The sequence below is a fragment of the Providencia sp. PROV032 genome (assembly GCF_028484875.1).
In the GTDB taxonomy this organism is placed as follows: domain Bacteria; phylum Pseudomonadota; class Gammaproteobacteria; order Enterobacterales; family Enterobacteriaceae; genus Providencia; species Providencia rettgeri_E.
Map to the genome: position 1 here is coordinate 254,024 of NZ_JAMPSX010000004.1, position 11,670 is coordinate 265,693.

Genomic DNA, 11,670 nt, shown 5'->3' on the forward strand with positions numbered 1-11,670 from the left:
TTGAAGCACACTTTTGATGTTTTACAGCTAAAATGAGCAGTAGAGTGAGTGCGAGTCAGTTATCCTTAGCAACCGTGTGATTTTGCTTAGATACAAGGTGTAGAATGGCAATCAGGGTAGCAATAAACGGCTTTGGCCGCATTGGTCGAAGTGTTTTAAGAGCGTTGTATGAATCAGGCCGTCGGGCAGAGATTGTCGTGGTAGCGATTAATGAACTGGCTGAACCTGAAGGTATTGCGCATTTGCTTAAGTATGATTCCAGTCATGGGCGTTTTGCTTGGGATGTACGGCTTAATGGCACACTTTTGCAAGTTGGTGATGACAATATTCGCTTATTTCATCAACCGGCTATTCATGAATTACCTTGGAAAGAGTTAGGCATTGATGTTGTGTTGGATTGCAGTGGAGCCTATGGCACAAGGGATGATGGTTTACAACATTTAGCCGCAGGTGCTAAAAAAGTACTATTCTCTCACCCCGGAACCGATGACCTTGATGCAACGATTGTTTATGGGGTTAACCATGAGACTTTAACCGCCCAAGACAAGATTGTTTCCAATGCTTCTTGCACCACCAATTGTATTATTCCAATTATTAAATTACTTGATGAGGCATTTTCGATTGAATCGGGAACGGTGACGACGATCCATGCGTCGATGAATGACCAGCCTGTTATCGATGCCTATCATAAAGATTTACGCAGGACTCGCGCAGCGAGCCAGTCTATCATTCCTGTTGATACCAAGTTAGCGGCAGGAATTACGCGAATTTTTCCGAAATTTAAAGACCATTTTGAAGCCATTTCTGTTCGTGTACCGACGACGAATGTGACAGCGATTGATTTGAGTGTTACCGTACACGACGATGTCTGTGTTGAAAAAGTCAATCAGCTACTGCGAGGCGCTGCACAAGGGCATTTTCGTGGTATAGTGGACTACACAGAATTACCACTGGTCTCGATGGATTTCAATCATGATCCACACAGTGCTATTATTGATGGTACACAAACGCGAGTTAGTGGTAAGCATTTAATTAAAACCCTAGTTTGGTGTGATAACGAATGGGGGTTTGCTAACCGGATGCTAGATACAACATTAGCAATGGCAGCGACAGGTTTAAACTAATTGGCGACTGACAGACAGCAGGGCATGATAATGTTATTGCTTTGCACAGCCGCTGATGGAAACTTTATAGAGAATCAACGAGAGGATTCACCATGTCTGTAATTAAGATGACCGATTTAGACTTAGCGGGTAAACGCGTATTCATCCGTTCTGACTTAAACGTTCCTGTAAAAGATGGCAAAGTTACTTCTGATGCACGTATCCGTGCTTCATTACCAACAATTGAAGCTGCTCTGAAACAAGGCGCTAAAGTCATGGTCACTTCTCACCTTGGTCGTCCGACCGAAGGCGAGTACAACGAAGAGTTTTCACTGCAACCTGTTGTTGACTATCTAGCCGACAAAATAGATTACCCAGTTCGTTTAGTTAAAGACTACCTTGACGGTGTTGAAATCGAAGCAGGCGAGTTAGTTGTGCTGGAAAACGTTCGCTTTAATAAAGGCGAGAAGAAAGACGATGAAACTCTGTCAAAACAATACGCTGCATTGTGTGACGTTTATGTGATGGATGCATTTGGTACGGCTCACCGTGCGCAAGCATCGACTCATGGCGTTGCTAAATTCTCTCCAGTGGCTTGTGCTGGCCCACTACTGAGTGGTGAGTTAGAAGCATTAGGTAAAGCATTAGATAACCCTGCTCGCCCAATGGTTGCGATTGTTGGTGGTTCTAAAGTATCAACTAAACTGACAGTATTAGATTCTCTATCTAAAATTGCAGACCAGCTGATTGTTGGTGGTGGTATTGCAAACACCTTTATCGCAGCAGAAGGCAATAATGTTGGCCGTTCATTATATGAAGCGGACTTAATCCCTGAAGCGAAAAAATTACTGGCTAACTGCCAAATTCCAGTACCAACGGATGTGCGTGTCGCTACCGAGTTCTCTGAAACTGCGCCAGCAACCTTGAAAGCAAGTACTGAAATTAAAGACGACGAACAAATTCTGGATTTAGGTGACGAATCTGCACAGCGCTTGGCTGAGATCCTGAAAAATGCCAAAACTATTCTTTGGAATGGACCTGTTGGCGTATTTGAGTTCCCTAATTTCCGTAAAGGTACAGAGATCGTTGCAAAAGCAATCGCAGATAGCGATGCATTCTCTATTGCGGGTGGTGGTGACACACTAGCGGCTATCGACTTATTCGATATTGCTGACAAAATTTCATATATCTCTACTGGTGGTGGCGCTTTCCTTGAGTTCGTTGAAGGTAAAAAGCTCCCTGCCGTTGTGATGCTAGAAGAACGTGCTAAAGCGTAATTAATTGTTCATACACAACAGGCAGCACAGGCTGCCTGTTTACCACAGGACCTTTTCACATGTCTAAAATTTTTGATTTTGTTAAACCGGGTGTTCTTACGGGTGATGATGTACAGAAAGTTTTCGCAGTTGCTAAAGAAAATAACTTTGCATTGCCAGCGGTGAACTGTGTTGGTACGGATTCAATTAACGCCGTACTTGAAGCGGCTGCTAAAGTGCGTGCTCCAGTTATTGTTCAGTTTTCTAATGGCGGTGCCGCATTTATCGCAGGTAAAGGCCTGAAAGCTGAAGGCCAACAAGCTGCAATTTTAGGTGCCATTTCTGGGGCTTATCATGTACACCAAATGGCTGAGCACTACGGTGTTCCTGTTATTCTGCATACCGACCACTGTGCGAAGAAATTACTGCCATGGATCGACGGTCTGTTAGATGCGGGTGAAAAGCACTACGCGAAAACTGGTAAACCACTGTTCTCTTCTCACATGATTGACCTGTCTGAAGAATCACTGGAAGAAAATATCGAAATCTGTGCTAAATATTTAGCGCGTATGGCTAAAATCGATATGACACTGGAAATCGAATTAGGCTGTACTGGTGGTGAAGAAGACGGTGTTGATAACACGGGTATGGATAGCTCTGAGTTGTACACTCAACCAGAAGACGTTGCATATGCATACGAAAAACTGAGTGCAGTAAGCCCTCGTTTTACTATCGCAGCTTCTTTCGGTAACGTTCACGGTGTTTATAAACCAGGTAACGTCCAGTTAACGCCAAAAATTCTGCGTAATTCACAAGACTACGTTTCAGAAAAATATAACTTGCCACACAACAGCTTAGACTTCGTATTCCACGGTGGTTCTGGCTCAAGTGCTGCTGAAATCAAAGAAGCAGTAAGCTACGGTGTTATTAAAATGAACATCGACACTGATACTCAGTGGGCAACTTGGGATGGCATTTTACAGTACTACAAAAAGAACGAAGGCTACCTGCAAGGTCAATTAGGTAATCCAGAAGGTGCGGATAAACCTAACAAAAAATACTATGACCCACGCGTATGGCTGCGTAAAGCACAAGAGTCAATGGTTGTTCGTTTAGAACAAGCATTCAAAGAACTGAACTGTGTTGATGTACTGTAATTAACATTCGTTAAGTTTTTATTTTTAAAATCCCCCAGTGAGGTGACTTGCTGGGGGATTTTTCGATCATGCAGATACGGGGCACTTAGTTATGAGAGTAATTTTAAAAAGAGAGTTTCACTTTGTGTTAGTGGTTTACTCGCCTCGGTGATGGCACATATGCGGTTATGAAAAACAGGAGAATCGTTCATTTCTACCAGTGAGTGGCGAAAATTAATATGAGAAGCATAGTTCTCGGGCAGAATTCCAACATAGTGGCCTGAAGCGATAAAGGTAGCAACGGCCTCAAGGCCAGCGGCTTCAGGACCTCGGCTAAATTCACCCGATGCTAAAATACTTTCAGTGAATGGGTGTGGCCGATAAACCAATGCTAGATTATGTTTGTTGTTGGCCGTATTCGCAGAAACATAAAGCTTATGGTTTTCTATAAATAAGAATTGATAATTATAACGGCTGTTTTCGTGATACTGTCCCCGAATACCAATTTGAATGGTTCTGTCGCTGAGCGCTCGGTTTAATTGGTTATGATTGAGTATACTCAGCTCTAATTTAACATTAGGTGCCGCTTGGGTAAATTGAGCGATAGTGGCAGATAGATGGCAGAGTGGATCCGTTAAAATATGCTCAATAACACCAATCACTAATGTACCTGATAAAATCCCATGACGCTCATCGACTTCAGTTTTGATGTTATCTAATGCTTTCAAAGCAGTTTTTGCTTTTTCGATAACAAATAAACCTGATTCAGTGAGTTTAAAACCAGAAGGCCCCCTTTCACACAACTGGACTCCGAGTTTTTCTTCAATGTCACGAATATGGCGACTTATCGACGCTTTTGACATATTTAATTTTTTTTCTGCAATGGAAAAACCACCGACTTCAGCGACGGAAGTAAAAACACGTAATGATTTTAAGTCTTTTTCAGTTAATTTTTTATTATGCATATTTATACCTATTACGTGAAATAAATCACTAAATACTAATCTATCTTACTTTTTATTGAGATACAAACTGCATAAATAATGTTTGTTTATTTTAATTATTAAAATTATTTTTGTTTTTCATAAAAGGTTTCATTTTATGAAACCATAGGATCAAAAATATCACTTTTATTATTATTAGATACGTATATCTTAAAGTTGTAGTTGTTAATAGATTATTACCAAAGTGGCGCCACAAAATAATAATTAATCCAAATATATATAAATACAAAAGGATTCTCATTTATGGTCACAGATGAATTGTTAACAATAAAATTAGATATGATTACATTTACAGCATTAGGGGCTTTATTATTAATGACTAGTAATGTAATTATAAAGAAATTTCCATTTTTTATGAAATATTCAATTCCTAGTCCGGTGATCGGCGGGTTTATATTTTCTATTGCAATGTGGTTAGCTTATCAGTTTAATATTGTTGAACTTAATTTTGATAATACATTATATGACTTATCGATGTATATATTCTTTGTCACAATTGGTTTAATGACAGGTGTTAAACTCTTAGTGAGCGGTGGGAAAATATTACTGATTTATATGGTAATTTGCTGGGGACTGGCATTTATGCAAAATGGTGTCAGTATTGGTTTATCATATGTTTTAGATATTGAGCCATTAGTTGCCATGATGGCAGGCCAAGCCTCGATGCAAGGTGGTCATGGTATGGCGGCATCTTTAGCGCCGCTGATTGAATCTTTTGGCTACGATCAAGCGTTGAATGTTGGGTTAGCGGCTTCGACGTTTGGTTTAATTGCAGGATCAATTCTAGGTGGGCCTGTTGGGAACTGGTTAATTCAAAGAAATAAATTAAAAATTGAAACTGATCATGTTGACTTAGAAAATTTAGCAGAAAGTAACAACACTGAAGATAAAGTTACGGCTCAAAAATGCATTATTACTGGGGCGGTCATTTTAAGCATACTTGCTATCGGAATGCCGACAGCAAAATGGATAAGTACAGCGACAGGGTTTACCATTCCTGGACATATTTTTAGTTTATTTATTGGTGTCATATTTCACTCAATTAATGAAAGAAAACCAATAATTAAAATATCTCGTAATACAGTAATATTAATTTCTACTTTATCGCTAGAGATGTTTTTAGTGATGGCAATGATGAAATTAAAACTGTGGGAATTATATGAGTTAGCACTACCACTAACTATCATCTTAATATCTCAAGTCATTACAACAATATTAGTCGCTATATTTATTGTTTATCGTGCTTTAGGTAAAAACTATGATGCTGCTGTTATGTCAGCAGGTTTTATTGGTCATGGTTTAGGTGCGACACCGAACGGCTTAGTGGTGATGGATGCTATTTGTAATAAGTACGGTTTATTCTCACGAAAGGCATTCATTATTATTCCAATCGCCGGAACGGTATTAACAGATATTGTTGGTGTCCCTCTATTTGTATTCTTAGCTAACACATTTGGTGGTTAAGAAATAAAAAAACAAAAGAAAGAAAACTAAATCTAAGAAGGAATAGTTTGTATGAAAAAATTAACGACTCCCCCACATGTTGGCCATAAAACATTTTTATATTCAGAGTTAGTGACTGAATTAACCAACATTGAAGCGGATATTGCCATACTAGGGATGCCATTTAGTTCAGCTTATAGTGCTCATGCATTTACCAACGACCAATCTCGTGCTCCACAATATTTACGTGATATGAGTGACCGAATTGTTAGGCATCCAGATCATTATGATTTTGATATTGATGGGCCACTACTCCAAGGCCGTAAAGATATTAAATTTGTTGACTGTGGTGATGTTATTCCTGATTTATCAAAGCCTTTGGGGGAGCACCATCAGCGTGCAGCTGAGGCAATTCGACAGTTATTAAGAGCTAAAGCACTTCCCATTGTTTTAGGGGGCGATCATGGGATCACAACGCCTATTTTGCAGGGATTTGATGAAGTCGGGCCAATTACACTTGTGCATATTGATGCACATTTAGATTGGCGTGAAGAGGTTAATGGGGTGGATACCGGCCTTTCAAGCCCGATCCGCCGCGCTTCTGAAATGAAGCATATAGGTGAAATTTTCCAAATTGGTTTACGTGCACAAGGTAGCGGACGCCCTGCGGATTACCAAGCGGCTAAAGACCATGGTGCGCATGTTATTCCAGCCTATGAACTACATGAGGTTGGGATGCAAGCCATTTTAGATCGGATCCCTGATAATTCGAACTACTATATTAGTATTGATGCAGATGGTATTGACCCGAGTATTATGCCTGGGGTTGATGGCCCAGCTCCCGGTGGAGTGACTTATTTGCAAGCTCGTAGCCTAATTCACGGTTTAGTGAAAAAGGGCCGCGTTGTTGGTATGGATATCGTTGAAATTACTCCAGCCAAAGATATTCCTTCTAAGCTAACTGGGGTGACCGCAGGGCGCTTTGTTGTGAATTTAATTGGAGCATCCATTCGCGCAGGGTATTTTGATAAGAAATAACGCAGCCAATTAGCCAATTAATGTTGTGCTAACAATAAAGTGGGTGATTTATTTCCACTTTATTGTTAATTTGCGGGTGTCCCTTGATGAAACCTTAATTGCCATTGGTTTGCTGAATTTTTTAGCCAAATAGATGAGCGGTTAGTTAGTTTGGTTTTACCCCCATCTTGTTGTTCAAAACTGATATAAGTCATTAACACCGTATTATCACTTAATTGCGAGCAGTGGAAGTTTTCGGCGTAAATCGTTTTAGCTGTTTCATTAGCCAATGACGCTAAGGTATCGAGTTTATCGGTTGAAAAGCCAGAACGACCAAATTCAAAAAAATCCTCATGTAATATCTCGCGAAGAAAATTGCTATTCTGTCGGTTAGTACTGTTATGTAATTTTTTCTCTAATTCAATTAGTTTATTCATCACTCGCGCTCTCCCAATTGTTGTGCCAGTTTTTCGGCGAGTTGAGTCACCGTATCCGAAGTATTTGCTTGGAAATGCATGGCAATTTCCATTTTTTGTGCGGCAGGGAAACCTTCATCTTCTGTTAAAATACGGTGTTGTGGTAGCTTAGCTCGCAGTGGTAGCAAGCTGATCCCTAAGCCATCCGTAATCGCGCTTTGAATACCCGCAAGACTTGAGCAGGTATAAGTAATGTGCCAAGGGCGGTGCTCGTTATCTAATAACTTAAACATATCATTGCGGTATAACCCATTCTCAGGGAAAACAATGAGCGGAACAGAGTCACTATTGAGTAATTGTCGCTGATTGCTGGTTAGCCAGCACAGTGGCTCAGGCCAACAGTAGTCACTCTTGAATTCCCCCTTTTTCTGCTTCACGATGATTAAATCCAATTCCCCATGTTGATAACGTTGGTGGAGCTGGCGGCTTAAACCGCTCGTAACTTCTAGCCGTACATTGGGGTTCGCTTGCATAAATGCCGCGAGTGTTGGGGTGACTTGCCCAGAAGCGAGGTCTTCAGGGAAGCCGAGGCGAATCGTTTGAATGACGGCATTGCCCGTGATTTTCATAAAGAAGGTATCATTTAGCGCCAAAATATTTTTTGCATAACTTAACAAAATCTCTCCAGTTTCGGTTAAGGTGAGTATGCGGTGTCCTCGGATAAATAAAGACTGGCCGACTAAAGTTTCTAGTCGTTGGATCTGCTGGCTCAATGTTGATTGTGTTGAATTTAAATGCTGTGAAGCCACAGTGAAATTCCCCGTTTCAGCGACGGTGACGAAGGTTTTCAATAAAACCAGATTGAGCAACGGATTCATTTTATAAATACCTATCATTTGGTTATTTAATTTTTAAATAGCATACTTTTTCAGTAGATTAAAGAGTCATAAGGGAGATTAATCATGAAAACATTCTTTTTACGTGCCAAATGGTTGGTTCACTTAGCTAACATTCTTATGATTTCATTGATATTTATGGGGAAAGGCATGGCAAATCCACAAGCTAACTCTTTGGTATCATTGGCCGAACAAGGTAATCTACAAGCAGTTAAATCCTTGGTTGAGCAAGGCGCGAATATTGAACAGCGCGATTTACGTCAACGCACTGCGTTGATGGCGGCAACCCATGAAAACCGTGTGGATGTGGCGCGCTATTTAATTGAGCGCGGTGCAGATGTGAATGCGAAGGATAACATGCAAGATTCACCGTACCTTTATTCCGGGGGCGTGGGCTGCAAGATATTTTACTACTAACCCTGAAAAATGGGGCTGATTTAAAAAGTACTAACCGCTACGGGGGAACTGCGTTGATCCCTGCGGCAGAACGCGGACATGTAACGACAGTCAAAACCTTGATTGATGCGGGTGTTGATGTGGATCACGTTAATCGGTTGGGTTGGACTGCACTGATTGAGGCAATTATTTTAGGTGATGGTAGCGATAAGTACGCACAAATTGTCACTGAATTAATTAAAGGTGGCGCAGATGTCAATTTAGCGGATGGTTCAGGGATATCACCGTTGACGCTGGCGAAAAGTAAAGGTTACCGTAATTTAATCGAAATTCTTGAGCGTTCAGGAGCGAAATAATGTCGGATACGCAATTTTTACAACAAGCTATCAACTTAGCGATGGACAATGTGCAAGCTGGCGGACGGCCTTTTGGTGCAATAGTTGTCTGTGATGGGCAAGTGGTTGCAAGTGGCGTCAACCAAATGCTTGAGCTTAATGACCCAACCGCCCATGCGGAGCTGATGGCATTGCGTCAAGCAGGGCAAAAATTGAGCCGCGTGAAATTGGATGACTGTGTGGTTTATGCAAGTGGGCAACCTTGCCCGATGTGCTTAGCCGCGATGCGAATGGCGGGTATTTCGCGGGTCGTCTACGCTTATTCAAATGATGATGCCGCACCTTTTGGGCTTTCTACAGATGCCATTGCAAAAGCGCTGAGGGTCGCTCCTGAGCAGCAATCAGGTTTACGGTTTGAGCAATTAAAACCCAAAGATGAAACGCGCAGTATCCTGTACCAACAGTGGTGGGAACGGCAATCTCAATGAGTAAAACAGCACCATCTTCACTGGCGTTGATACTGACCATTGTCCTAGTCGGGTTGAACTTACGCCCCTTTATGACAGGGCCTGGGCCTGTCATTGACAATATCATTCAAACGACAGGGATGAGTTATCAAAGTATTTCGCTTTTAACATTGTTACCCATGTTATTGATGGGGGTGGGTGCATTGGTTGTACCAATGCTAAACCAGCGTATAGGTGAGCGAGCAGGTATCAGTGCCGCAATGCTATTATTGCTAGTCGGCTCATTTGCTCGTTACTTTGTTGTTGATGGTGCCGCTTTATTATTAACCGCTTTTTTATGTGGTGTGGGAGCGGCTTATATTCAGTCGGTCTTTCCTGGGCTGATCAAAGCAAATTTCCCCAAAAAAATGGCGATGATGACTGGGCTATATTCAGCCACATTAATGGCAGGAGGCGCTATTGGTGCACAGCTTACGCCTTTGGTTGAAGAAATGACAGGTCATTGGCAGAGTGCCTTAGCGTGGCTTGCTTTCCCTGCTTTGTTGGCGCTGTTGGCTATTTGGGCGAATATACATACGGATCGGCGTTCGAAAGCGGATCGGGTCTCAGTGTTGACGTTCTTACGCAAGCCGAGAGCATGGTTGTTGATGGCTGGTTTTGGTCTGATTAATGCAGGGTATGGTACCGTGGTGACGTGGCTGGCACCTTTTTTCCAAGAACAGGGAATGAGTGCTGCACAAAGTGGTTCGTTTGTTGCCATATTAACGGTATTTCAGGCGTTATCTGCACTCATGATCCCCGTATTTGCTTCGCATAATATTGACCGTCGCTTTTGGTTGATTGTCACACTCAGTTGCCAAGCTCTTGGCTTTTCTGGGCTGATGTTATTTGCCAGCGATGCGCCACTTTTATGGGTTGCGTTATTAGGCATGGGGCTAGGCGGCTGCTTTGCATTAAGTATTATTACCGCTTTGGACCATCTACCTCACCCGATTAGTGCAGGGGCATTGACTTCGTTGATGCAGGCAGGGGGATTCATTATTGCCGCTTTTGGGCCACTATGTGCTGCGTGGATACAACAATTGAGCCAGAGCTTTACATGGGTGTGGGCAATGCATGTGGCCTTTGTATTAGTAACATTGATTCTTTATTTGCGTTTGAACCCTAAAAGCTACAGTCAAATCTTCAATTTAAACTGATTAATCTCCCCTTTGTTTGTTGCGAATGATAATTATTGTTATCTTGGCGTTTTTTTGTCACTATACTGTTTATTTATTTGTCTAGGTAAGAGCCTTTATGCAGCAGCGTATCGAAGATAAATTCACTCAAGCGCATTCAGCCCGAGAAGAGCACTCTGTTGGTGAGTTTATTCGGATCCGTCGCGGTGAGTTTCTGATTAACCGTGATTTAGGTATTGAAGAAGAGCAAGCCGCTGGGCTAAAAATTGTGGCTATTCATCAAGGGGCTATGGGGTGCCGTAGTAGTGCTGGACAAAATGTTGAAGTGAATTCGCCTTCTTTGATTTTATCGGGTAGCCAGAAAAATTATCTATTGAATAATCAATTTTATGGCCAACAAACCATGAAATACACCATGATAGATATTTCTCCTGAATGGTTGGATGCGCAGCAATTAAGTTTACCAGATACGTGTTATCACCCAAATTCCCCAAAACTATTACAGTTGGTTATTCCTCCCAATATATTAGCAATCACGCATCAATTATTTGCTTGCCCAACTCATTCGTCATTACGTCAGCTCTATTTAAGCGCTAAAGTGTCTGAAATTACGGCATTATGCTTACATCATTCATTATCTAGTGCGAATTCGGCGGTTATGGGTACACTACGGCAGAGAGATATTGATAGCCTGCATATGGCAAAAACTATATTGATTCAGGAAATAGAATCTCCGCCCAGTTTAGATGAACTGGCTAAGCGGTTAGGGATCAATACCCGTAAACTTACACAAGGTTTCCGTCAATTATTCGGTAACAGCATTTATGGTTGGCTGCAGGAGTACCGCTTAGAAACGGCTTTTCAACTGCTGAGTATGAATGATGCGAATATCTCAACTGTAGCTTACCAAGTCGGTTATACCCCCGCTCATTTCTCTGTTGCATTTCGCAAACGCTTTGGTATCTCCCCGAATCAACTCAAAAAATAATCATCGACGAGCCGGATAACGATAGACAAATTCCG

The 11,670-nt window shown here is 41.6% G+C and carries 13 protein-coding genes; 10 read left to right on the forward strand and 3 right to left on the reverse strand.

Going from position 1 to position 11,670, the window contains the following annotated elements:
- Window positions 1-104: 104 nt before the first annotated feature.
- The 3 genes from epd (at window position 105) to fbaA (ending at window position 3,516) form a co-directional block, all read left to right on the forward strand.
- Entirely contained in the window at window positions 105-1,124 is a 1,020-nt protein-coding gene (epd, locus tag PSF42_RS04235; protein WP_213912930.1) for an erythrose-4-phosphate dehydrogenase, read from the forward strand.
- A 92-nt stretch (window positions 1,125-1,216) separates the two neighbouring features.
- A complete protein-coding gene (gene pgk, locus PSF42_RS04240) occupies window positions 1,217-2,380 on the forward strand; it encodes a phosphoglycerate kinase (RefSeq protein WP_125892010.1) in 1,164 nt (387 codons plus the stop codon).
- Window positions 2,381-2,439: 59 nt separating this feature from the next.
- Window positions 2,440-3,516, forward strand: a complete 1,077-nt coding sequence (gene fbaA / locus PSF42_RS04245; RefSeq protein WP_125892012.1) for a class II fructose-bisphosphate aldolase — start codon at window positions 2,440-2,442, stop codon at window positions 3,514-3,516.
- Window positions 3,517-3,605: 89 nt separating this feature from the next.
- On the opposite strand, the gene PSF42_RS04250 is transcribed toward fbaA, so the two are convergent.
- On the reverse strand, window positions 3,606-4,460 hold the full coding sequence (locus PSF42_RS04250) for a LysR family transcriptional regulator (protein WP_125892014.1): 855 nt from the start codon (window positions 4,458-4,460) through the stop codon (window positions 3,606-3,608).
- A 318-nt stretch (window positions 4,461-4,778) separates the two neighbouring features.
- Between PSF42_RS04250 and PSF42_RS04255 the strand changes: the two genes are divergently transcribed.
- Window positions 4,779-5,963, forward strand: coding sequence for a sodium/glutamate symporter (locus PSF42_RS04255; RefSeq protein WP_272679563.1), 1,185 nt, complete (start codon window positions 4,779-4,781; stop codon window positions 5,961-5,963).
- A gap of 51 nt (window positions 5,964-6,014) precedes the next feature.
- Window positions 6,015-6,980: an agmatinase gene (locus PSF42_RS04260; RefSeq protein ID WP_125892018.1), complete on the forward strand. Its 966-nt coding sequence runs from the start codon at window positions 6,015-6,017 to the stop codon at window positions 6,978-6,980.
- Window positions 6,981-7,045: 65 nt separating this feature from the next.
- Here the strand turns inward: PSF42_RS04260 and PSF42_RS04265 are convergent, their stop codons facing one another.
- Both PSF42_RS04265 and PSF42_RS04270 read right to left on the reverse strand, forming a co-directional pair.
- Window positions 7,046-7,396, reverse strand: a complete 351-nt coding sequence (locus PSF42_RS04265) for a nuclear transport factor 2 family protein (RefSeq protein ID WP_136134790.1) — start codon at window positions 7,394-7,396, stop codon at window positions 7,046-7,048.
- Window positions 7,396-8,253 carry a LysR substrate-binding domain-containing protein gene (locus tag PSF42_RS04270; RefSeq protein ID WP_254879800.1) on the reverse strand — a complete coding sequence of 286 codons (858 nt, stop codon included), beginning with the start codon at window positions 8,251-8,253 and terminating at the stop codon, window positions 7,396-7,398. Before PSF42_RS04270 ends, PSF42_RS04265 begins: the two co-directional genes overlap by 1 nt.
- 84 nt (window positions 8,254-8,337) lie before the next feature.
- Here PSF42_RS04270 and PSF42_RS04275 point away from each other — a divergent pair, with 84 nt between their 5' ends.
- The 5 genes from PSF42_RS04275 (at window position 8,338) to PSF42_RS04295 (ending at window position 11,635) form a co-directional block, all read left to right on the forward strand.
- Window positions 8,338-8,688: an ankyrin repeat domain-containing protein gene (locus PSF42_RS04275; RefSeq protein ID WP_272679504.1), complete on the forward strand. Its 351-nt coding sequence runs from the start codon at window positions 8,338-8,340 to the stop codon at window positions 8,686-8,688.
- Window positions 8,689-8,690: 2 nt separating this feature from the next.
- Window positions 8,691-9,023 (forward strand): ankyrin repeat domain-containing protein, encoded by a 333-nt coding sequence (locus tag PSF42_RS04280; RefSeq protein WP_336313766.1) that lies wholly within the window; start codon window positions 8,691-8,693, stop codon window positions 9,021-9,023.
- On the forward strand, window positions 9,023-9,490 hold the full coding sequence (locus PSF42_RS04285) for a nucleoside deaminase (protein WP_125892024.1): 468 nt from the start codon (window positions 9,023-9,025) through the stop codon (window positions 9,488-9,490). Before PSF42_RS04280 ends, PSF42_RS04285 begins: the two co-directional genes overlap by 1 nt.
- The gene (locus tag PSF42_RS04290) at window positions 9,487-10,668 is read left to right on the forward strand and encodes a cyanate transporter (protein ID WP_125892026.1); all 1,182 of its coding nucleotides are present in this window, start codon (window positions 9,487-9,489) and stop codon (window positions 10,666-10,668) included. Before PSF42_RS04285 ends, PSF42_RS04290 begins: the two co-directional genes overlap by 4 nt.
- 97 nt (window positions 10,669-10,765) lie before the next feature.
- Window positions 10,766-11,635, forward strand: a complete 870-nt coding sequence (locus PSF42_RS04295; protein ID WP_102139521.1) for a helix-turn-helix transcriptional regulator — start codon at window positions 10,766-10,768, stop codon at window positions 11,633-11,635.
- The last annotated feature ends 35 nt before the right edge of the window (window positions 11,636-11,670 follow it).